Here is a 23716-nt window from a genome sequence, read left to right on the forward strand (position 1 = left end):
CCCACATCTACTCTCATTTATTGTCCTATATTTACAATATCCATGATCTCGTTGAACAGGTCACTTATGTACGGGATAACCCAGGAAAGCACAATGATGAGTCCCGCCAGATTGAGCAGATAGGCGTGCTCCTCCTTGCCTGAATGTTTTAGTATCTGGTTGAGCAGTGCCACCAGAATTCCCACTGCACCTATTTTTAGAAGTATCTGGATCGTCATCGTCTCTCCCTCTTAACCTACATGAGCAATATAACTATGAATACGCCTCCAAGCAGCCCAAGTGAATTGGCAAGCCTCTTTATCCCGGAACTTCTGGCGCGTTCCCGCTGGTATCTGTCCGTAATTATATCTTCCACAAGATTTATCCTTGAGAGCTGTGCCTCAACGTCCATATCTCCCATTATCTTTCCAAGCCTGTCCACATCCGCCAGCACCTCCAAGCTCAGGGCACTGTCCCGCCTCAGCATCGCCAGTGAGTCTGTCCACAATTCTGCAAATTGCCTGTCCCTGTTCTTCTCAGACATCTCCGCCAGACCGTTCACCCATTTACCAACATTTCCCTTGAGACGCTTTGCACTGTCGGCGAGTATCTCCGGGAGCTCCGATCCGGCATACATGATCTGCCCCTTGAACAATTGTATGAAGAGCAGCATTTCCTCCATCTCCTTCACCATGCGCCCATGCAACTGCCCTATGGCATGTCCCACCATAAATGAGGCATATACGATCAGACATCCCCCTATCGCCTTAACCATGTCCTGCCTCCCATCTAATCGTACCAGCACAGCCGGTTGCCCTGGCCGTCAAATATATCAGAGATCTGTCCCGCCTTGTCGCCTCCAAGCACGACATACCTCTCAAAAACCCTATTCTCCACAAGACGCCTTATCCCTGCCCTGTCTCTCACATCATCCATGGAATAGCCATGTGCAGTTGCAAGCAGACGGCATCCGCAGTTTATCACGCCGAAAATGGCATCGACATCCTGCTGCCCTCCTATCTCATCGACCGCTATGAGATCAGGCGCCATGGTTCGAACCAGCATCATCATTCCTGAAGCTTTTGGACAGCAGTCAAGAACATCAGTCCTCATGCCGACATCATTCTGCGGAACACCCTTGTAGCACGCCGCTATCTCCGATCTCTCATCAACCACACCAACTGTCATTCCTCCGTCTGACACTACTCTTATGATGTCCCTGAGCAGTGTGGTCTTGCCGTGACACGGAGCGGACACTATGAGCGTGTTCATCAGCTTGCCATCACCGTATATGTATGGCAGGACATCACCGCTGCATCCCTTGATCTCATGTGCCACCCTGATATTAAGAAATGATATGTGTCTGATGCATTTGATCCTTGTTCCATCGAGTATGATCTTGCCCGCAACTCCTACCCTGTGTCCACCGCACACGGTGATAAAGCCCTGACGTATCTCATCCTCATAGGCATACAGGGAATGATTGCAGATACATTCCAGAGTGTCGTTCACATCCCTGGCAGTCACTATGTACGCATCCTTCATATTACAGGTTCTTGATCCGCAGGAATCAACATATATCTCCGAGTCCTCGTATCTAAGTATAAAGGGACTATTCACCCTCAGACGTATCTCCCACAGTCTCCCATAATCAAGCCTCAGCTTCTCAACCATGCACCTGATCCTGATGGGAAGCAGATGCAATATATCTTCTCCACACATATGTATCGTCCTTCTTCTATATAACACTGTCTGTACAGCTACATAAAAAGTATATTCAGAGGGTGGAGAGGTTAGAACCTTGGGTTGCTTACAGCACAAAAAAGTCCCGGCGATTCAAATATCCTGAATCACCGGGACTCTTATTCTTCTTATATGTTATCGTAGGTAGTTATATCCTAATGCTGGTAACAATTATTATACTCTTGAAAGATACTCGCCAGTACGTGTATCGATCTTGATCGTGTCACCCTCGTTAACGAAGAGAGGTACTGATACCTGTGCGCCTGTCTCAACTGTACATGGCTTTGTTGCACCTGTAGCTGTATCACCCTTAACACCTGGCTCGCACTCTGTGATAACAAGCTCAACGAAGAGAGGTGGCTCTACAGCAAATACGTTGCCATTGTGTGAACAAATCTTACACATCTCGTTCTCCTTAACGAACTTAAGTGAATCACCTATAGCTGCTGAGCTGATAGGAATCTGATCATATGTCTCTGGATCCATGAAGTAATAAAGATCTCCGTCATTGTACAGATACTGCATGTCCTTTCTCTCGATGTGTGCCTTCTCACACTTCTCTGTTGGACGGAATGACTTCTCTACAACACCGCCACTCTTGATGTTCTTAAGCTTTGTTCTAACGAAAGCTGCACCCTTTCCTGGCTTAACGTGCTGGAACTCTATAATCTGATAAATATTTCCTTCGAATTCGATTGTAACGCCGTTTCTAAAATCGCCTGCTGAGATCATCTCTGCCATAACTATCTTATCCTCCTTAAAGATATAAACTTCTTGTCACATTTTATAATATATGAAATAAATTTTCAACTATTTTTTACCATACCATCAACCTTTATCAGGTAAGTCTACGTTTCTGCGCTTTCTACTGTCGTATATACACAGCAATACAAACGCACATACTCCCACGGCACTCACGATGGCTCCCGGTATAAGACCTGCGGTATAATACCTGAGTTCTATATCGTGATAGCCGCCACTACTAAATCTCTATCAACTTCTTCTCTGATCCTGTAAGATTCCTATAACCATCCTCCGTCACAGCAACCAGATCCTCAATCCTGACACCAAACTGTCCAGGAATATAGATTCCCGGTTCGACCGTTATGACCATGCCAGGTTTCAATATGTCATCACACTTAGGTGAAAATCTCGGATTCTCGTGTATAAACAATCCCACCGAATGTCCAAGTCCATGTCCAAAGCAATCTCCATATCCGGCATCGGCTATGATACGTCTAGCAACAGCATCAACATCGTTACATCTGACTCCTGGTTTTATCATGTTCATAGACTCCGTCTGAGCCTTGAGTACCGTATCATACACATATTTCATTGAATCAGATGCCTGCCCTATGGCTACGGTTCTGGTCATATCTGAACAATATCCCTCATATATACAGCCAAAATCCATAGTGAGAAAGTCACCCTTATTCAGAGTCTTATCCGTAGGAATAGCATGCGGCATAGATGAATTCATTCCAGATGCAGCTATGGTGTCAAAACTCAAGCCCTCCGCACCATTTTTCTTCATATGATACTCCAGTTCAAGCGCAACATCCTTCTCTGTAATGCCAGGTCTGAGATATTCCAGTATATGTGAAAATGCCTTGTCTCCTATTGACTCCGCTATATGGATATTCTCGATCTCCTCATCAGTTTTTATCTCTCTTAAGGAATCCAGCTTACCATCAAGGCTTATCCATTCCACACCGAATATTCCTGTCGAATATTCCGAATACTCTCTATAGCTGATGCTAAGATTCTCAAATCCAACTCTCAGATTCCCAGAATTTTTTCTCTGTCCATCAAGAATAGATGAAATACACGCAACATATCCTTTTCCAGCAATATCCGCACATTCATATCCTTCGCACTCGCGCTGGACCTGCTCCGTATATCTTGAATCCGTTATGACTGTCTTACCTGATCCTGCCAGAACTATAACGCCCTCGCCGCGGTACGATGCTATATATCTCATGTTGTACCTGTCAGTGATCAATATCGCATCAAGATTCATCTCATCTATTATCCTTCTGACCTTTTCATAAGCAATTGCTGTGTCCATAACCATCATCTCCCACCTTCTATATAAGAACTTATTTCCTGTACTATCTCATCTATTTCAATTCCTGTAACCGGAACTATAATATCAGCGGCAGCCTCATATACCGGTCCTCGCTGTTCCATAAGTTCTCTCACTCTCTGGTCAACATTTTCTCCCTGCAGAAGAGGTCTGGTCGTATCTCCCGCAAGTCGCCTTACTACCTCCTCAGGCTTAACATCCAGATATATGATCCTGCCCATTCGCCTGAGTTCATCCACATTCGCCTGTCTCATAGGAAGTCCACCTCCAGTGGATATAACCGTATGTGACAGCCGGCTGTTCAATTCCTTAAGAGTATCTGTCTCAAGCTGTCTGAAATACTCTTCCCCCTTGTCGGCAAATATCTGCTTTATGCTGCAACCAGCCTTGTCCTCTATATAAGAATCCACATCCAGCAGATCAAAGTTCAGCTTTCTCGCAAGAGCTTCCCCGACAGTTGTCTTACCACATCCCATAAATCCTATGAGGATCACATTTTCTCTGATTGACTGCAGCAACCTGTCGTACACAATATCAGCAACATCCTCTGATATAGATATATCATTCCAGAGCTCATATGCAATTATTCCCTGATAAAGGAGCATACGCAAACCATTGTACGCCAATGCTCCAGCCTGTCTGCAAAGCTTCATAAACTTTGTCTCAAACGGATTATATATGAGATCGATTCCCACACTGACTCTGTCGTAAAAATGTGGATCATCGATGACTACCGCCTCATTTTTCGGTGCCAGACCTATCGATGTGGACTGGAATACCACGAACTTATTATCTACATTTTCCTGCAGTAACTGTCCATAATCACCAAGTCTCATGGCAGTCATTGTCTCTCTGCAAAAATGACCATTCATGTCCTCTGCTATCGTCTGTGCCTTCTCGATCGTTCTGTTAAGGATATATACCTTATCCGCACCCTTATTCATGCACATATATGCCACAGCTCTCGCTGCACCGCCTGCGCCAAGTATGATAACCTTTTTACCGTCAAGTTCCACTCCGTAGGACTCCAGTTCTCTGGACAGCCCCATCATATCTGTGTTATATCCCTTATAACCGTTTGCAGTCCTGACAAGAGTGTTGATCGCACCTATTGCCGCTGCCCCCTCATCTATATCCACAAGTGAAGCCATTATCTCATTCTTGTGAGGTACAGTGGCGTTCATTCCCAATATATTCAGTTCAAACGCTCCCTTTACAGCATCCGCCAGCCCCTCCTTATGGGTGTGGAACGGCACATACACTTCATTGATTTCCAATATATCGCTGAGTGTGTTGTGTATAAGCGGTGACATGGTGTGCTGAACCGGATCACCAAGCAAACCTAATAATCTTGTCTTTCCATTTATCTCCATATGTATCTCCATCCTTCAGTCTCTTATTTTGAACAGAGTCAGTATAACACAAAAAGAAACCGGAGTATATAACCACCCCGGTTTCTATATTTATTGCTATTATTTATACTATATACGCATTATGCAAATACATTCTTCTTCTCGGCAATGAAATCTCCAAGTGCCGGAACGTCTATAGTATTGTCTGTCAGGTCGAACAATGGATCTGCGGCCTTAACCTTGATCATTGTATATACAGGAACTGTCTTGCCCTGGTAATATACCTCCACAACGATGTATGTGTAATTTCCACCATATGGTGCATAACACGAATCATCAGGTGTAAGGGCTGTACCATTGCCATTTCTCACAATATCCTTTATATCGCCTGCAATTGATGTTAACTTGGCTGTACCAATCTTATCGTATGACTTAATCATCTTATCAGTATTCTCTGTATAGCTTGGTCTGATTGAGTAATCGGAATCATCGTAATCCAGATCATAGTAAATGTTAACCTTTGTTACCTTTGTCTTCTCCGGAATTCCAATCTTATAATCAAACTCAGGATCATCTGTCTTTGAGTCAACCTCACTTACATATACAGTCTTTCCTGATGAAGCAAGTGCCTCTGCATCCTTTGGAAGCTCATCCTCTGCAGCCCATGTCTGCTTTGGATCGTAACACTTGATAGTTGGCATCTCTGGTACTGCTGATGCACTGTTTACAATAACGTTGATGAACAGCTTTCTCTCATCATTGTTTCTTGTACGTCTACCTGTAACTGATGAATGTCCGGCACCACAATATGTGATCGCACCACTGCCATAAGCTGTAGTGTAGATGAAGTAAGCCTCCATTGCATCTCCAGGATCCGCTGCATACTTTGATGAACGCATCTTACTGTTCGATGAGTTATTTGAACCTGCAAGAGTATACCATACTGTTATGTTGTCACTCTCAAGATCAAGTGCAAATGCCTGCTGATGTGTACCCGATATGTTCAGTGATGAACTTATGTTGTATGGATACAATGTTACAAGACCTGAGTTAAGCTGTGTAGCCTTAACTGTCTCAGCACAAGCTGACTGATCCTGGTTTGAAGCCTGTGACCAGGCTGTTGCTGCCTTATATGACTCCTGTGCATATACATATGGAAGTGTAGTTGTTGCACCAGCCATATTACCATTGTAGTAAAGTGCTGTCATTGCAAGTGCACTTACATATACCTTCTTATCTTTTCCAAGATATGGCTGCCAGTATGCGTTCTTCTCAACAAATACATCCATAATGTTAGAATTCATACTGTTCAGTAATCCTTCGCCTGCAGTAGGATTATTTGCATATGGTGTCAGGTAATACAAGCTGCTATCCGGTGATGTATATGTCACATCATCAACTGTTCCATCTGCTGTGTATGTAACTTCCAGTGTACTTGTATTAACAGAAGCCTTGCTGTAAGAAACACTCTTAACGTTATACTTACCAAGCTTAAGTGGATTGTCATACTTAACAACATTGTCTGTTATATCAACATGGAATCTGTTCATTCCTACTACTGATAAAAGTGACTTTGTAAGGTTAACTGCACCTGCATTTGCATATGGTGACATTGAATCATGGAAGAAGAATAAATCTCCTCCTGCTGATACATAGTCAAGTATGTACTGACATGTTTCCTTCTTGAAGTCAACCTTAAATCCACCAAATGAATCCGATGGTCCAAGAACAAGTATTGAGTACATGTTCTTCATAAAGCTCTTACCATATGAACGTCTGAGGTAAGTATTGTACTTATCCTTTGCCTCAAGTTCTGCGTTCTTTGCTGTCACATAATCTGAATAATACTTAGCAAAATCAGCTCCGAAATCATCTGACATCTTTCCTGCTTTGAAGTCACCCTCACAGTGATTCATTGTGTTGTACTTTGGCCAGAATATCAGATAATAATCGCCTGTATCCTGCATATACTGAAGGACTTTCTTTGTCTCTGCATTGCTTGTCCTGAAATTATTGATAAATGTACTGTAATTTGTAGTTCCTGTATATTTACCATCAATATAGTCTATTGCATTCTTGAGATAGTTATCAAGAATCTTCTTTGGCGTTGCAACCTTTGCTGACGCTGCTGAATATTCTGTAAGTGCAACAGCGGCAAGGCTCTCGTACTCTTCCTGACTATGTCCATCAACCTTCTCACCCTTGGCAAGCTTCTCAGCCTCTTCTACCATAGTATCAAGGCAATCATACTGAGCATCTACTCCATCTCCTGTCTTGAATGAAGCTCTATCACTTGAAGCAACCACAAGATCAAGATTTATGTCATAATCCTCTGAAAGCTCATCTGCAAGATTCGAATAATAATCATCCGCATCTGTGTTTGTATCAAACTCATATACGCCGAATCTGTTTTCATGTCTTCCAAGAACTGCATACTGAGTAGTTGAAGCGTTATCAAGCTCTGCCATGTTTGCAAATACATTGTACTTTGCAATCTTGTGAGCTGTCTGTGACTCAATATCAAAGTAAAGTGTATCAGTTGCTCCCCATGAGGTTGCCGTCTGTCCCTCTGCCATTGTCTGAACCTGAAGAACATTTATCTCACTCTTTGATACATTATTGTTTACTATCTTGCTGAGACCTGTAGAAGAAGCAACTATATTGCCATCCTCATCTGTTATCTCAAGATACCATGCTGCTGATCCAAAGAATTCTGAGTCAAGCGCTACTGTCAGTGATTTCTCCTGACCATTTGTGATCTTGTCCTCAAGACAATAATCACCGCCGCCCTTCTCGAACTTTGTATTCTTATCAACATCTACAAACAACTTGTAGTTATATACTGACTTGTCACCATCAACCTGGAATGTAAACTGTAGTCTGTTGGACTTGATATAAGTCTGCTGTATTCCCTGCTGATATGTAACTGGTTTTGTAGTGATAGTAAGTCTTGTTCTATGTGCACTTCCTGTCACCAGTCTGTTAAGAGATGCTGAAGTTGCATCATCATAGACTACCTTGTAATTATAATATACAGTATCTGTTCCCGGACGCTTATACCATGACTGATCCTGTACGTCTGAGTCCATATAATCAGTTTCCTTGAACTTACCTCCAGCAAGTGACTGAACACGCTTTGTCCATAAACTGTTACCGTATATTCCATCCTTATCACTTATATACTGTGTTGCATCCTTATCGAATCCCCACAGAATATTTGATCCATTTGCTCCTGTATGTCTTGCATAGAGAGTATCTACCAACTGATACATTCTTGATGATGGATCGAGATAATAATTCTTTCTCTCAAGCTTTCCATCTTTATACCAATATCCCTGAAGGAGCTCAGCCTGTGAAAGCTTATCACCATTTGCATTTGTACCCTGCATATTCTCATATACGCTGGTAAGCTCATCACTTATGATCATCGGTCTGCCTGATGCCATGTATGTGAGAAGCTCCTGATACTTTGTGTTTGTCAGGTCGTTACCATTCTCTGCAAGATATGTTGTTGTGTAATACTTGTCACCAACCTTTGGTGATGCAAGCATATTTGTTGATCCTGATATAGGTGCTGTATCTGGGCTATATGTAGATGCATTCATCAACTGACTGAGTGTACCTGTGTGGTAATACATGATGAATGTTGGGAATATCTGATATGTGTAACCCGGCGTAGCATTACCGATATCATTCTGTCCTTTGTACATCTCCGCTGGATTTCTATCCATAGCACTTATATCGCCACCGATATATACCAGATCGTATGTCGCTGCTATATCTTCCTTCATACCAATGAGCTGCTCGGTCGAAACCTGAGTGAGCTGAATATCTCCAATGGATATTCCATCGATAGCATACGCTATCTTCGCCTTGGTAAGATCAAAATCATAATACTCTGTTCTGGCCGCAAGCTCCTGTTTAGACTTACCACTTACTACATCAGATGGAACTGTATAATAGTTTCCTGTTATTTTAGTTGTTCCATCACTTCTTGTTGTATAAGCTGTACTTACGGTATCCTGAAGTGCTGCCACCTCAAGATCAATCGGATAATCCGGCTGAATCTCAAGTACCTTGAACTTGTTATCAGAACCATCGCGATACACACTGGCATTGATAACATCAGCCACTGCCTTTGCCGATGGTGAATCAACTACCGGAATGGTTGGATCTGAATCATCGCCACTGCCATCTCCTGAGCCCTTTCCGTCACCGGCCTTAGAAGAAACTATAAAATACTGTCCACTCTCGACTGCACTGCACAGATCCTTGAATACCGCTGTGCCTATCTCCTTGTTATATGTACCCTTGTCAATAAATACAAAGTCATACTCTGAGAGATCAAGCTTATCATAAGTACCATTCATGAATACTGCCTGGGTTTCGAGATATTTGTCATGCAGACCAGTAACATACGAAACAACCTTTGCCGCATCTGAGAAATCCAGATTAGTATATACAAGATCACTCTTATACTCATAATTGAGATCTGCATTACCAACATTCTCCTGGAAATCCTGATATGTAACTACAACATTCTCATCTTCTGTTCCTGCTGCGTCTATTCTGTATGTGTATCCTGATACATTGTCCTCGTCAACTGTCTTAATATTGAAATCATACTGATAATCAGTATCACTTCCGTCAACAAGACCGGAATTATCAGCTACTCCAACCACAAGATCATCATAAGAGAACTGGTCATCACTGACATCTCCTCCAACTACAACCTTGTAGCTATATTCAGGGCTGAGTCTGTCAAAGCTGTATGTGTATACAGTCTCCATAACTGTGTTGCCATCAGCATCCTTTATCTCCTGACCATTCTCGTCAAGTTTCGGAACCTCTTTCATCTCAAGAGGAGCCTTCATAAGAATATCTACTGATGTTCCTGCCAGATTAAGCTGTGTTCCATTTTCTACTACAAGATATGCATACATATCTGCTGCTGGATCCACTGCATCACCTGCATCATCAGTACATCTCACTGTACCGGAAACTGACTTTGTCTTGACATCCTTATAGTATGATGTTGCAAAGTTGACATTCTTAAATGCCTTACCGCCATTGGTCATCGCCTCTACAAGATCGGCACTGTCAATGAGATAAACATCAGCACCACTTGGCACATATCTTGAAAGACCTGTACCACTGCTTGAAGTACCATTCGCATACATATGTCCTGTCAGATCGCTGTTTGGAGCCTTCTGTACAGATTCCCATGTATTTGTCTTCGCATTGAATGTGTAATCAGCAGAAGCCATGTCTCCACGTGTAGCACTGCTATTCTTCTCTGTGATTTCACTGAACATTGCACTGCCGGCTCCGTCCTCTGAAATCACAAGTATCTTGGCATTATCAAAGTTCCACGACTTTCTGTCTCCTGTAAGACCTGATCTTGAACCAGCCTTATCATATGTGGAATCCTTGATATTATCCGGTATGTTACCATCAAGGAAATCAAGTATTGATACACCCTCATACCACTTATAGTATGTTCCATAGTTAAGGTAATCGCTACCACCCTCGCTGGCTTTTCTCTCTGCCTGAAGAATAAAGTCAGAGATCGTCTTTGTTGTCTTGTTTATATCAGGAGTCGTCTTGTTATCATCTGCCTCCTGATAAAGTGTCTTAAAGAAATCCGGCTCTGTAACAAGGACATTATCATATCTTGCCACAGCACCCTTAGTGATCAGCTTGTATGCAAGTGCACCCATTCTGTAATCATCATTATTTCCTGTTATAAGCTCTGGCTCTGATGTACACAGAGTTCCTGTACACAATGCTATAGGATGTGAGTTTGCTGTAGCATACGCATCCAACCAGTTATACAGATCCTCGCTTATATCATTTGCTTTGCTGGCATAATCGCTGGCACCATTCGCCCAAATATATATGAAATCCGCCTGATTGAGGATTCCCTGGGCTGTTGTATCCATGCTGTTCAGCTCGCTGACTGTACAAGTTGTAAGAGTCACCGCACCGGCAGCCATGTTATCGCTTATCGTCTTATATCCATTGAACACTGCAAGTCTAAAATACTCACCTGCATACACATATCTCCAGAGATATGTTGTTGAATCGTATCCTGTCAGCTTCTTCGCATCACCTGAAAACTTGCTATCAGTGACGGTTTCCTTCAGCTTCTCATCCATATCTGCATTACCACTATATGAATCAGGTACTATCTGGACGATTCTGAATTTGTCCTCTCCTGTCTGTTTCTTGCCAGCATCGTTGGAGTTCTTGACTGCCAGATCGATATTGGACAATCCTGTCAGACTTGTAGATTTGCTTCCGCTGCCGTTCGCATCACTCAGGGAAGCCTGAGAATCGGAGTTAGCCAGTGTATAATTCACAAATATAGAGCTGACTACAAGTGCGAATATAATAGCTATAGATGATAAGACTATTTTTTTATTCTTAAACACTGTATTTTCCTCCTCTATTAATCCCACTCATGCTTCTTGAGCACGAATGAATTTCTGAGTCCAACTACACTTGTTACTTTATATTTTTCATTTGTTTTTTCATCCTCAAATCCAATTATCACAGCCAAACTGTTATCATCTGGATTTACCTGAAGCTGAAAGCTTGCCACATTATTCGCAAGAACCGTTCCCTTCTGAGAACTTGAATCCACATACTGAGTACATGATGAAAGTGTTGCCTGCGCTGCATTTACTTTTGTTGGATCACTGCTCTTGAGATCCTGCTTTGCTTTAGCAATGTCTTCATCACTCATCTCCTGTCTTGATATATACAGCTTCTTATCTGTCTTGCTGTATTTTATTGTACAAAATGCTGTTTTATCAAGCTCAGATGAATACTGTACCCAAAGGTAATCTGCATCTATAAATGTCTGCTCATCCTTTGATGCATCAACACCACCAAAAGTCTTTATATCAGCAATATCATAACATTTACTTTTCTTCTGTAACACTCCACTACCTGATACAATATTCTGAACAACTTCAGCAACTCCTCCCGCTGTACGGAGAGTACTTCCTGTTCCATTTGTTTTAATATATGTATCATCGGGAACAATAAAGCTTCCTGTAACCTTAGTATATGATGTTCCTGTCTGCACATACGCTGACCCATCAATTTTTATATCACTAGCACCCATCACTATATCTGCTATAGCATCATATGTCTCCGTTGCCTGTGTCTGAATCTTCTGCCTTGACGACTGCTTTTTATGTGATGCTACAGTCGTACTTATAATTGACATAACAGCTACCATAAATATTCCAAGTATAGCCATGTACAGTATAAGCTCTATGAATGTGAAGCCTTTATTTCTATTTTTTAATATCATTCTTCACACCCCCTAATTCTTTCCATATGTGTGTCCACCTGTATACTGATTTAAAGAAACCCTTCCCACGGTGTTACTGCCACTATTGTATTTGCAAAAACGATACTCTCCATATCCTGCCAGCACCTGTCCATCAGATTTTCTTATAACAATAACCTGATCTGTAAGAGGGGTTGTCTCTGAATCTGCATCATAGTTTTCAGCATAATATATTGTAACTCTCTCCAGAACTTTATCTGCTGTTGTGGAATTAGCTGTAAATGTTGAAGGATTTCCATCGGTACATGTACCATAGAAAATGTCATAATTAGCACCATTCTGTACTATTCTGATTGCCTCTCCAGCTTTTTGTGTCTTTGTACGCATCTCAAGAGTCGATAACTCACTATCAAACTTCTGCATGGAAGCTGTTGCCTGAGAGGCCCTGATTGATGATATGGTTAACGCACCTGCACCTGACATAATTGCAATAATCGCAATTACTATAATCATCTCAACTAATGTATATCCACTATCTGATTTTAATTTGCTTTTCATCAACCACACCTCCTATTCCACGTTCTTCTTCCAGTTCTGGAATACAAGAATATCTTCATATGAGATGTCTGATATCGATGCCCCTGTTACCTCTGTGTTACCTTCGCTCTTGGATGATGTATAGTTCTTCAGCACCTTTGTTGTAAGCGTATTAAGCTTTTCGTCTGTGCTCTCTGAACACTGTTCAAGAAGATTTGCAACAAATGCAGCGTCTGCTGATATTGACATATTATGGTCAATTATAAGCTTTGATCCAGTGATTATCATACCTCTGAAGCTCTTAACATTCTCATCAAATCTTACATTACCACCGGCAATTATAATTCCCTGGAATGATCCATCACCATTGTTTGGCTGGAGCTTAACATCACCAGAATTGATAACTATGGTTTTAGCCTCATTATCTGTTGCATTTCCAATTGTATTCTCAATTGAAAGGTTCCTGCTAAATACATAAGCAAAATCAACATAGTGATTTAAAGGAGTGATACTGTAATCATATGAATATTCATCTTTATCCTTATTATATGTACTTGTATATCCACTTGCTGACTTGCTATAGCCTGCAATCTCCCACGCATTTACATCAGGCTTAGTTGCCTCATCCTTCTTGTTGAGAACTGACAGATGATCCTTCATATTTATATACATATATGAGAGGAAATTACTTGTAGTCTCTTCATCATTTGCAACTGAACTTCCTGAAAGCTCTGCAGCATCCGCCTTGAGGTCATTAAATACCTTTTTATTGTTGTCTGAACCCTTGTTACCAAGGATGTTAGTAAACACCTTGCCTGTTGAAACATTATCAAGCGCTGTAGCCACATCCATTGTGGTAGTTGTGGATGCTCTCAGGAACAGCGAATCATCGTTATTCTGATCTGTGACAGCACCGCTTGCATTTATCTTGCCCTCTGCCGGAAGAACCAGCTTAACCTGGAACTGCTCATATTTCTGTACATTATAGAGTTTACTGCTTATCTCATCGCCATAATCCTGGAGAAGCTTATAATATTTCTCAGCAAATTTCTCTGCATTGCTTACATTGGATGAATCCTTTCCATCCTCAATATACAGATAATAATAATCATGTCCTGAAACAGTCTGCTTAATAGCTGTTACGCCCTTTTCTCCTTCTGTAGCAAGATCCTTGAGGAAATCATCATACAGATCAAGTATGTTCGCATCTGCCTCAAATGTCTTTGGGAACTGAAGTGTAACTGTAGTGATTCCTGTGTCAGGGTCAACCTTCTCAGTGTTGTTCACTACAGACCACTGGGTAAGGAACATAAGCTGATTTGTCTTCACATCAAGAGACTGTCCTGTAGAATAATCCTTCAGTGTTGTGAATGCGTAATCTGCATTCTCATCAACTGTTATATTCTCATCGTCCTCAGGAACACTTGAAGCAGCAATCTTTGAGAATTCGATATATGACTTACCTGCTATATACAGTGAATTAAGATCCTGTAAGTCAAGTGTTGAATTCTTACCATTTACAATAATTGCACTATCACTAAAGTGTGATCTGAGCTTATATCCTGTTGCAAGATATCCTTTTTGTCTGAGATAATTCAGACTTCTTGTATCCTGTGCATTGTAGCTATATCCAAAATAACTTCCCTGAGTAAATTTCAAGCTTGCTTTCTCTGCATTAAGCTCTGTATCATCAAAGATATACGCATCTGCAGAAGCTTTCAGTGAGCCTCCGTCTTTTCCTCCAATGACGATATTATCTGCCCAAAGCTCTGATAAAGTCTGTGTACGACCTGACAGATTTATCTCAGCTCCGTTATATGCGGCAAGAGAACCTGAACACACAACCACATCTGAGTTGAGTGTAAGTGTGGAATTCTTACCATTTACAAATATTCCTGAGTATGCACTGCTTTCCTTTGTACCCCACATTGTGGTAGGCTTACTCTCATATTTGTTCGTAACCTTTGTCTCGGCTACATCATTATAATCCTTATTGTAATAATCGCTTGCTGCGTAGATGTTACCCTTAACCTGTGCGTCGGTTGTCCGGTTGTCGTTGTCCTCTCCTACCTCGACACCCATATCCGCAAGTATCGCATATTCATACAATGTATTGTTTGATACACTGCTTGTATCAAATGAAACATTGTACTCAGGCTCCGTGAGAACAATGTCCGTAGTGATAGACTGCTCATAGGTTCCTGCTGTTGATCCTTGCAGATTCACACTTCTCTTAACACACACATTCTTGAATGTGACAGACTGAACCTTGTCATTTTCGTAACCCGACTGCTTCTCCGTCTTAATTCCTCCATTATTCTTATAATACTGAGTTGTTGTCTTGTTATTAACATCAGTATATATAAGCTTCATGTTCGATGTATCAAGTCTGACACCATCCGGATTGTCCACCGCATCATACTCATTAGATATGAAAGACTGAAGTGTATCTGTCACGTTCTTAAGGCTCTTATAGTTTGTATCTGCAACAAAGCCTGTCATGAAAAGCTTTTTGAAAAGCTCATTTGCCGATTTATTGTCAAGGGTAGTAAACGCCTGAGCCTTAGTATCATACACAACAACCAATTCAGCCGTAGTTGTGTACGCCGAATAAAGGTGCTCATTGGTCGCTGCGCCTACCCCCGCATACATCTCATCAAGTGCAGTTTCTACCTCATAAAAGTTATTCAGGGAATTCAGCTTATAAAACTTGAGCTTGTATGTCATCATAGCTCCCATAAGTATCGCTGAAGCAAGAATGCACATAAATGTGGTTGCGACTATTACAAGGACGAAACTTGAACCGTGATCATCGTTATGCCTAAGCTTTCGCTTTAATCTCTCAATCATCTGTTACTTCCCCCTTGTTCCAGTAACCGTCGTCTTGTTTCCTTTACTATCTGTCAAAGTAACTGTTATATCGTACATATATACACTGTCACTCTGATCCTCTGTCAAACGAGCTACAGGATAGTCAGAATTAACATTGTCAAAATCAAAGTTGGCATATACATTAAGATCTGACGACTTTGCTCCCGCTGCCAGCTTAAGTCTCACCTTGACATCTGACATCTTGGTGTTCTTTCCTGCATTCGTATATGTAAGATCATCAACGTTCGCCACATTGAACTGCTCACGTATGATCTTCTTGTATGTATCGCTGAGCTCTGCTGTCGTCTCGAATACATACACATCCGCCTTCTCAGATATTCCTGAATTATCCACCGTTATGGTATCTGTCGTACAGTATGAACCATTGTATATCGCCGGAACATAGAGAAGATACACAGGTGGCAGACCATTCGTAAACTCCTGCTTGTATACTATTCCATCACCATATAAGGTGGTAGGCTTGTATACATTTTTGCCTGAGCTCTCATACTGTGATCTGATAACTGAGACCGTTGTATAATCTGTGTATTCCACATAACACTCAACTGTATATGTGGATCCCAGCTTTGATATCTTGATCTTGGTATTCTTCTGGAAATGATCCTCATCGAATGTTCCACCACCGGAAAGATAATGGTTGTACTGCACATCATACTTTCTCAGCACGTCAAGCTTCGCATCCAGGAAATACTGATATGCGAGATTATCAAGATTGCTGCCTGTTGCGGCTACATTATAGGTGGCACCTATAATGATAGCCGACTGTTTGCTGTCCAGATTTCTGATAGTTCCCGATTCCGTAGCATTAGTCTGTATGGCGCCACTTTCATCGCTCTTGAATGTCGCACCACCATCAAGACCTGCAAGCACATATCCATTCTTAAGAACCTGATATGCCGCATCATTCACATCCACCTGACAGGTGTAGGTCTCATAAGATTTTCCTATGGATACATCGTTGCAGGTATAGGTTGTGTCCGAATATTCCGCCGTTTTAGAATTCGGCAATGTAATAGACTTTCCCGATGGTGTTCCCTTTGTAAAGGAATATGTCTTTGTTCCATTGCCATCAGGAATATTCACATTTCCTGACAGATCAGCGGTCTTAAAGATCTCCATGATCTCCTCAGCCTTCTCGACTGCATACTGCTTCTTCGTCGATGTAGTACCCGTCTTCGTGGCTGTGATCAATGCATTGGTTATCGGATAGATCAGAATGGCAAATATGGCAGCAGCGATTATAATCTCTACTAAACTAAATCCTTTATTGTTTGATTTAACCATTTATTTGTTCACTCCATTTAAGTGTATGCATCTACTGGGCTGTTGTTGTGGTCGTAGTCGTAGTAGACTTTACTGTTGGGTTTCCAAAGATGTTGTTTGTACCTGTCTGTACATTCACATCTGCGTGATCTGTAGTTCTGTCATCACCGTTTACTGCATATGAGGTTATAGTCATATCTCCCTCATACTTTCCTGTCTGTTCGTTGAATGCTATAGTGACATCGTCAAGAGTCATTCTGTAATCACCATTCTTGATGTAGTCGATGACATCCTTGATATCCTTGTAGTCTCCCTCGTATGTGACAGGGAATGATGCTGAATAGCAGTTGTAACCTGATGCTGTAGCTGCTGAATCATCTATAGTCACGTCAGATGCTGCTGCATCTGTTGAAGCACTTGAATTATCAGCAACGGTAACGTCGCCCACAGCGCCTGCGCCAAGTGTATAGAAAAGTGTCTCCTCACCCATTGTTACACTAGGAAAGTTGAACTTATACTTATCCTTTACACCCTGTAAATACATGATTGTGTTATCCTGATACAGCTCTGATGGAAATTCTGCAAGAACAGCCTCATAGTCTGCCTTGTACTTCTCAGTGTCAGCTATGTACTGCTGTCTGTTCGCATCCTTCTCAAGCAGGCTGTTATAATATGTCTGTCTCTCGTTGTACTGACTTTCAATACTCTTCTTGTCATCAAAATTGCTCATGGCAAGGAATCTTATAGGAAGCACTAAGATAGCAATTCCCAATATGAATAATAATAGATTTCTCTGGCCCTTTGTGATTGAATCCATGATAGTCCCTCCTTAATTAACTGATACTTCATCTGTTGAAGTCTCGGTGTCATCTGCATTTACATCCTTGTAGATACATGTAACTGTAAAGTCGTATGTTGTATCCCCGCTCTGCTTATCCACATTCTCAGTGACAGACTGAACGAATGAATTGTCTATGCACTCTATATCCTTGAGGTTTATTGCAAATGCAGCTATATCCTCGTACGACTTCGTGTTACCTGTGAAACTAACCTCTGTTGAAGATGAATCAAACGCTGTAAGACTGATTCCCTTTGGCATCTTGTCCTCAAGCTCCGCAATAAGTGTTCCAACATTCTCATTGAGGTTCTCTGTGTAGCTGTACATATTCTGAGCATCCATGTATACAGACTCTGCATCCTCATAGTCCTGTACGATCTGCTCTATATCCTTGATAGAATCAATATCTCTGTTCACCTGGTCAAGCTTTGACTGAGCCTTGTTCTTAGCTATGAACGAGTACGCTGTAACACCACCTGCAACTATGACTGCTATGATGATAAATGCTATAACCAGTGGTGTTGTGTCAACACTGCTTGCACCGCCCTTGCTGCCAGTCTCACCAAGCTCGAAGCCCATAGGGTCAAAGGCAGCTCCGATAGGAACCATGAGATATACAGGATTATAAATCTTAAGATCAATCTTTGGGTCAAATTTGATGTTATACAATGTATCCATTACTCTGGTTGATACATTGAGCTGAACCTTGAACAAGCCGTCGATTCCCTTGATAAGGGCTCCATCACCTGTGAGGAATACATCATCAATAGGCTTATCAGGATTCTTTGATGTGAAGAAGTCCATAACTCGACCGATGTTGTTGATGAGATATCTGAACGCTCCTGTTATTGCGTTGTCGTCGAAATCTACCGTGAGAAGTCTTTCATTCTGAAGTAATGTCATGGCTGTTGTTGCATCCACGCCCTTCGCATCCATAACTTCATTCACAACAACATTTGTTCCGTATGGAACTGTTCTCTGAAGGAGAAGTGTATCTCCTTTTACGATGTTGAGCACTGTTGATTCACTGCCCAACTGGATTACCATAGTTGTCATTGCCTCTGTTGTCTGAGTCTTGATCAACTGAAGCATTGCATTACCAATATAATCAAGTGCTACTACTTTCAGTCCAGCCATAGCTGCGAGATCATAGTATGATCTTACCATGTTCTCTGGTGCAGCGACTGCAAGAACTCTGAGCTGCTTGTTATTCTCTTCATCAGTAACTGTCTCAAGAACTGTATGAGACACTACGTAATCCTCTATATTAACAGGGAAATACTCTGATGAGTTCGCATTAATAATTCCTTTAATTTTGTTCTCCTTAACGAAAGGTACAAGAACCTCTCTGTTAACGATCTTTGTAGAGGTAAGAACGAATATCGCGTTCTTGTTTGTTATTCCATTTGCTGAGAGCTGAGACTTGATTGCCTCTGCTATTCTCTCTTTGTCTCTGATCACGCCATCCTCATAGGCATCTTCCGGTGTCTCGAAGATGATAGCGTTGTGTATCGTTGACTGCTTCTTGTTTGAAGGTGTAACTTCAACGATAGTAATACTTTCATTTGTAATGTCGATTGTTAAGACTTTATTATTACTCGCCATTTTTATAGCCTCCCTCGCTAATCAGTAGTTTTGTATGGAAAATTCCACATTGCTTTGAGTACCAGCTTACCGCTGTTCACCCCATTCATATAATTGTTCCGGATAAGTGCTTTCCGGATAAAGGTCAACATTCTGTCACCCTTTTAATAGCTCATCTCATCCACATAATGACCCTTTTATATAGAAGAAACTCACTGAAAAATAAGTACCAGCTCTACCTAGGTAAGCCAGTTGCCGCCATAAGTCATGCTATGTGACATGTCACATATACAAAAAACCGCTGACTGCAAAGAAAGAGTGAGTATAAAGGATCAGACTATATAACACTCTATATAACATTCTTTCCTTCATATTCAGCTCTGTGTAAAGATATAGCAACCGGGGAAAATCCCCAGCTACTATAAATATAAATAGTAGATAATGTGTCAGCACCTGACGATGATCACACTCACTGCCTGTACGAGGTTGCAACAGGTATAATCACCGTCTGTGCTACACTTATGTAACATCAATCATGTTCTCATGAACAATCCGTAAGTTTACACAAGTCTGTCAGAATCTTACTTGTATTCTGCACATACATCTGGATAAAGCTCTGAACCATTAACTGTTACAGTGAAAGTAGACTTATCTGAGCTAAGTGTAAACATAAATGACTGATCCTTATCATACTTTGGCTTGTATGCAGCTGAACCAAGCTGTGATACAACCTCGCTTGTAAATGCAGCGCCAGTTCCATTTACTGCAACAGGCTTTGTTGTTGATAATGTATAATCACCAGCTTCTGCTGCATCGTAAGCTGCCTCTACTGAAAGTGCGTTTGTAACTGCTGTTGCGATTGTCTGTGCATTTGATACATCTGTTGATCTTCTTGACTTAGCGATGTACTTGATAAGTGCCGGTGCAAGAGCTCCAGCAAGGATTGCCATGATAGCAATAACGATAATTAACTCTACTAATGAGAAACCTTTGTTGTTTTTCTTCATAATATTACTCTCCTTTTTAGTTGTTTATTGTGTGTTGTTATGTGCTTTGCACTATATCAAACCGGCATCCTCGTTCTACCGGGTTTAACCTTTTTAGTTATCATGCAGGTCATACATGATATATCAAATAGCTACCAGACGTATGTTACTTGTAAGCATCACACACATCCGGATACAGCTCTGAGCTGTCCACCTTTACGGTGAATGTAGCCTTATCACTATTGACTGTGATAGTGAACTGCTTGTCCTTGTCATACTTTGGCTTGAATGTACTTGTCCCAAGCTGACTTGTGACTTCTGATGTGAACGCATTCGATGTGCCAAGCTGTGTGCCATCGGTATTCACCGGGTAATCACCAGGTGTGGCATCATCATATGCCTTCTCTACCGATAAGGCATTGGCGACTGCCGTCGCTATAGTCTGGGCGTTCGACACATCGGTCGATCTTCTTGACTTTGCTATGTACTTTATGAGCGCCGGTGCAAGTGCTCCGGCGAGAATAGCCATGATAGCTATGACTATGATAAGCTCCACCAGTGAAAAGCCTTTATTTCTATTCATCTAATTTCCTCTTTTGTTTATACATTATCCATAGCATCGTACATACTCATGATAGGTCCATATACCGCTGCAACTATCATGCCAACAACACCTGCAAGAAGAACCATAATCATAGGTTCCATAGCTGCTGTAAGCGCATTTGTTGCCGCCTCAACTTCTTCGTCATAGTAGTCAGCAACCTTGCTGAGCATCTCCTCTATATCTCCTGTCTCCTCACCAATCTTTGTCATGGCTGAGAGCATCGGTGGAAGCATCGTCATATCCTTAAGTGGTTTTGAAAGCGGTACACCCTTGGACACCTGAACCTTAGCATCCATCAGGCCGTCTCTGATAATCTTGTTATCCATCATCTTTGCAACCTGCTCAACAGCATCTATCATCGATATACCTGACGCCATCAATGTACTCATGGTTCTTGCAAATCTTGCACAGGCTGTCTTAACATTCAGATTTCCGAATATTGGAGCCTTAAGTCCTATGTTCGCAAAGAGCTGTTCGCCAAACGGTGTCTTCTTGAAGAACTTAACACCGAACACTATAGCTGCCACTATGATTATGAGCAGCCACCACTTATACATAACGAAATCTGCCGCCGCCATCATCATACGAGTTGCGAGTGGAAGCTGAGTTCCCATCTCTTCAAACATACTTGAGAAGTTTGGTATAACCGCTACCAACACTACTATGATAACTATAACCATAACACAGAGAACTACTATAGGATATGTCATGGCACCCTTGATCTTGGATGACAATGCATTGTCCTTCTCGAAATGCTCTACCAGTCTGTCCAAGCAAATCTCAAGATTACCAGACATCTCACCAGCCGACACCATGTTGATCATGATAGGCGGGAATACATCCGGGTTAACTCTGAGCGCATCCGCCAGAGTTCCACCTTTCTCTACATATGTACGCGCATCTGCTATGGCCTTTCTCAGTGTCTTGTTCTCAATCTGATCCCCCATCAGCTCCAGTGCGGATATGATGGTAACACCGGCCTTGATGACCGCCGAGAACTGTTTACAGAATACACCCAGGTCTCTTGACTTGACCTTCTTCTTAAATCCTATACCCCCGAGCGGGCTGCTCTGCTCCGTCAGACTCATGATCGAGTAGCCTTCTGACTTCAGCTTCTTCTCAGCACCGTCTCTGTTAGGGGCCTCGATGGTACCTTTTTTATTCTTACCATCTCTGTCAACAACCTTGTAATTAAATACTGCCATTGTCTCTCCTCCGACCCAATCTTAATATTCTTACGTTTTCATGTATCTGCACTTTAAAAGCGCAATAATGCAACATAAATTATATGTAAAATATCTTACTATACCACACAGATTTAATCAACATTTAATTATTTGCACGTTATTTTTTAGACAATGTGCACAATGCGGCTTGGTTATTATACCACATTTTTCCATATGGCAATCGATTATTCCATATATCTTACTGTCCGTTGATCTTCTTTCTCAGGTACTGCTGATCCTGTGCGTATGTCATGGCAACCTCTCTTGTGACGGTCCCTGAAGCATACAGCTCATACAATGCATCGTCCATAGTGATCATACCTAAGGCTCTGCTTGTCTGGATAGTTGACTGGATCTGATGAGTCTTGGCTTCTCGTATCAGACTTCGTATAGCAGGTGATGCAAGCATTACCTCGAAGGCTGCAACTCGTCCGTTGCCGCTCGCTATAGGAAGAAGCGACTGTGAGATAACTCCCTCAAGAACCATCGCGAGCTGAACTCTTACCTGCTGCTGCTGGTTTGTAGGGAAGATATCTATGATACGATCGATGGTACTTGCCGCACCGATTGTATGCAGTGTGGAGAATACCAAGTGTCCTGTCTCGGCAGCGGTTATGGCTGTGGAGATAGTCTCAAGATCTCGCATCTCTCCTACGAGGATGATATCAGGATCCTCACGGAGTGCTGCACGAAGTGCATTTGCATAGCTGAGTGTATCCATACCAACCTCTCGCTGGTTAACTATTGCCTTATTGTGATGGTGAATGTACTCTATAGGATCCTCAAGTGTGATGATGTGATCCGTAAGGTTCTCATTCGCCTTGTTTATAATAGATGCAAGTGTGGTTGACTTACCAGAACCTGTAGGTCCTGTTACGAGAACCAGACCTCTCTTTCTCTTGTAGAGCTCAACAACCTCCCTTGGAATACCAAGCTGGTCAGGTCTTGGGATCTGTGTCTCAACTCGTCTGTACGCTGCTGCCATGTTTCCCTTGTCCATGAATACATTGACACGGAAACGTCCGGTCTCAGGTGAATCGAATGAGAAATCGACCTCTCCTCTGTCCTGAAGTATGGCCTTATGCCTGTCCTTCATAGTAGATCCAATTGCCTCTGCCGCATCAGCAGGTGACAGTGCCGGAACCTCAACCTCGGTGAGCTTACCGTTGATTCTGAGCTTAGGTGGTATACCTACAGCTATATGAACATCTGACGCCTTTGCTTCTACAGAGAAGGCAAGTAATTCCTTCATGTCTAACATAACTTGTCCCTTCCTTTCCCTTTTGCATTAATAATTACAATTTATATATAATCTCATTATAT

17 protein-coding genes are annotated in these 23716 nt (G+C 41.9%); all 17 read right to left on the bottom strand.

Annotated features, from left to right (window positions below):
* Positions 1-17: 17 nt before the first annotated feature.
* The 17 genes from spoIIIAC to ABUA31_RS02640 all read right to left on the bottom strand — a co-directional run bounded on the left by spoIIIAC (position 18) and on the right by ABUA31_RS02640 (position 23654).
* Positions 18-218, bottom strand: a complete 201-nt coding sequence (gene spoIIIAC, locus ABUA31_RS02560; RefSeq protein ID WP_015533564.1) for a stage III sporulation protein AC — start codon at positions 216-218, stop codon at positions 18-20.
* 17 nt (positions 219-235) lie between these two features.
* The gene (locus ABUA31_RS02565) at positions 236-754 is read right to left on the bottom strand and encodes a stage III sporulation protein AB (protein WP_349818532.1); all 519 of its coding nucleotides are present in this window, start codon (positions 752-754) and stop codon (positions 236-238) included.
* Positions 755-768: 14 nt separating this feature from the next.
* Complete coding sequence (spoIIIAA, locus tag ABUA31_RS02570; RefSeq protein WP_349818531.1) at positions 769-1701, bottom strand: stage III sporulation protein AA; 933 nt, start codon at positions 1699-1701, stop codon at positions 769-771.
* Positions 1702-1896: 195 nt separating this feature from the next.
* Positions 1897-2454, bottom strand: a complete 558-nt coding sequence (efp, locus tag ABUA31_RS02575) for an elongation factor P (protein WP_055144922.1) — start codon at positions 2452-2454, stop codon at positions 1897-1899.
* A gap of 250 nt (positions 2455-2704) precedes the next feature.
* On the bottom strand, positions 2705-3796 hold the full coding sequence (locus ABUA31_RS02580; RefSeq protein WP_055272699.1) for a M24 family metallopeptidase: 1092 nt from the start codon (positions 3794-3796) through the stop codon (positions 2705-2707).
* On the bottom strand, positions 3796-5193 hold the full coding sequence (locus ABUA31_RS02585) for a shikimate kinase (protein ID WP_349818530.1): 1398 nt from the start codon (positions 5191-5193) through the stop codon (positions 3796-3798). Before ABUA31_RS02585 ends, ABUA31_RS02580 begins: the two co-directional genes overlap by 1 nt.
* A gap of 107 nt (positions 5194-5300) precedes the next feature.
* Positions 5301-11594 (bottom strand): DUF5057 domain-containing protein, encoded by a 6294-nt coding sequence (locus ABUA31_RS02590; protein ID WP_349818529.1) that lies wholly within the window; start codon positions 11592-11594, stop codon positions 5301-5303.
* 17 nt (positions 11595-11611) lie between these two features.
* Positions 11612-12484 (bottom strand): prepilin-type N-terminal cleavage/methylation domain-containing protein, encoded by an 873-nt coding sequence (locus ABUA31_RS02595; protein WP_119999088.1) that lies wholly within the window; start codon positions 12482-12484, stop codon positions 11612-11614.
* Positions 12485-12496: 12 nt separating this feature from the next.
* Complete coding sequence (locus tag ABUA31_RS02600) at positions 12497-13021, bottom strand: prepilin-type N-terminal cleavage/methylation domain-containing protein (RefSeq protein ID WP_119999087.1); 525 nt, start codon at positions 13019-13021, stop codon at positions 12497-12499.
* A 12-nt stretch (positions 13022-13033) separates the two neighbouring features.
* Positions 13034-15850, bottom strand: a complete 2817-nt coding sequence (locus ABUA31_RS02605) for a hypothetical protein (RefSeq protein WP_349818528.1) — start codon at positions 15848-15850, stop codon at positions 13034-13036.
* A gap of 3 nt (positions 15851-15853) precedes the next feature.
* Positions 15854-17176 (bottom strand): prepilin-type N-terminal cleavage/methylation domain-containing protein, encoded by a 1323-nt coding sequence (locus ABUA31_RS02610; RefSeq protein WP_055223930.1) that lies wholly within the window; start codon positions 17174-17176, stop codon positions 15854-15856.
* Between the two features lie 31 nt (positions 17177-17207).
* On the bottom strand, positions 17208-17972 hold the full coding sequence (locus ABUA31_RS02615) for an acylphosphatase (protein WP_055144044.1): 765 nt from the start codon (positions 17970-17972) through the stop codon (positions 17208-17210).
* Positions 17973-17984: 12 nt separating this feature from the next.
* Positions 17985-19598: a type IV pilus assembly protein PilM gene (gene pilM / locus ABUA31_RS02620; protein ID WP_055144042.1), complete on the bottom strand. Its 1614-nt coding sequence runs from the start codon at positions 19596-19598 to the stop codon at positions 17985-17987.
* A gap of 560 nt (positions 19599-20158) precedes the next feature.
* Entirely contained in the window at positions 20159-20584 is a 426-nt protein-coding gene (locus ABUA31_RS02625; RefSeq protein ID WP_015533118.1) for a type II secretion system protein, read from the bottom strand.
* 145 nt (positions 20585-20729) lie between these two features.
* The gene (locus ABUA31_RS02630) at positions 20730-21146 is read right to left on the bottom strand and encodes a type II secretion system protein (protein WP_055144040.1); all 417 of its coding nucleotides are present in this window, start codon (positions 21144-21146) and stop codon (positions 20730-20732) included.
* 17 nt (positions 21147-21163) lie between these two features.
* Positions 21164-22372 (bottom strand): type II secretion system F family protein, encoded by a 1209-nt coding sequence (locus tag ABUA31_RS02635; RefSeq protein ID WP_055144038.1) that lies wholly within the window; start codon positions 22370-22372, stop codon positions 21164-21166.
* Between the two features lie 220 nt (positions 22373-22592).
* Entirely contained in the window at positions 22593-23654 is a 1062-nt protein-coding gene (locus ABUA31_RS02640) for a type IV pilus twitching motility protein PilT (RefSeq protein ID WP_022217246.1), read from the bottom strand.
* Positions 23655-23716 lie beyond the last annotated feature (62 nt).

Origin of the sequence: Coprococcus sp. RTP31081st1_H1_RTP31081_211007 (assembly GCF_040227275.1) — a bacterium.
GTDB lineage: Bacteria > Bacillota > Clostridia > Lachnospirales > Lachnospiraceae > Coprococcus > Coprococcus aceti.

What these genes read in the sequence shown, in the direction of transcription:
- ABUA31_RS02640 (WP_022217246.1), bottom strand. Translation starts at nt 23,654, where the DNA reads ATGTTAGACATGAAGGAATTACTTGCCTTCTCTGTAGAAGCAAAGGCG.
- spoIIIAC (WP_015533564.1), bottom strand. Translation starts at nt 218, where the DNA reads ATGACGATCCAGATACTTCTAAAAATAGGTGCAGTGGGAATTCTGGTG.
- ABUA31_RS02635 (WP_055144038.1), bottom strand. Translation starts at nt 22,372, where the DNA reads ATGGCAGTATTTAATTACAAGGTTGTTGACAGAGATGGTAAGAATAAA.
- ABUA31_RS02565 (WP_349818532.1), bottom strand. Translation starts at nt 754, where the DNA reads ATGGTTAAGGCGATAGGGGGATGTCTGATCGTATATGCCTCATTTATG.
- spoIIIAA (WP_349818531.1), bottom strand. Translation starts at nt 1,701, where the DNA reads ATGTGTGGAGAAGATATATTGCATCTGCTTCCCATCAGGATCAGGTGC.
- pilM (WP_055144042.1), bottom strand. Translation starts at nt 19,598, where the DNA reads ATGGCGAGTAATAATAAAGTCTTAACAATCGACATTACAAATGAAAGT.
- efp (WP_055144922.1), bottom strand. Translation starts at nt 2,454, where the DNA reads ATGATCTCAGCAGGCGATTTTAGAAACGGCGTTACAATCGAATTCGAA.
- ABUA31_RS02585 (WP_349818530.1), bottom strand. Translation starts at nt 5,193, where the DNA reads ATGGAGATACATATGGAGATAAATGGAAAGACAAGATTATTAGGTTTG.
- ABUA31_RS02630 (WP_055144040.1), bottom strand. Translation starts at nt 21,146, where the DNA reads ATGAATAGAAATAAAGGCTTTTCACTGGTGGAGCTTATCATAGTCATA.
- ABUA31_RS02595 (WP_119999088.1), bottom strand. Translation starts at nt 12,484, where the DNA reads ATGATATTAAAAAATAGAAATAAAGGCTTCACATTCATAGAGCTTATA.
- ABUA31_RS02605 (WP_349818528.1), bottom strand. Translation starts at nt 15,850, where the DNA reads ATGATTGAGAGATTAAAGCGAAAGCTTAGGCATAACGATGATCACGGT.
- ABUA31_RS02610 (WP_055223930.1), bottom strand. Translation starts at nt 17,176, where the DNA reads ATGGTTAAATCAAACAATAAAGGATTTAGTTTAGTAGAGATTATAATC.
- ABUA31_RS02600 (WP_119999087.1), bottom strand. Translation starts at nt 13,021, where the DNA reads ATGAAAAGCAAATTAAAATCAGATAGTGGATATACATTAGTTGAGATG.
- ABUA31_RS02625 (WP_015533118.1), bottom strand. Translation starts at nt 20,584, where the DNA reads ATGAAGAAAAACAACAAAGGTTTCTCATTAGTAGAGTTAATTATCGTT.
- ABUA31_RS02615 (WP_055144044.1), bottom strand. Translation starts at nt 17,972, where the DNA reads ATGGATTCAATCACAAAGGGCCAGAGAAATCTATTATTATTCATATTG.
- ABUA31_RS02580 (WP_055272699.1), bottom strand. Translation starts at nt 3,796, where the DNA reads ATGGTTATGGACACAGCAATTGCTTATGAAAAGGTCAGAAGGATAATA.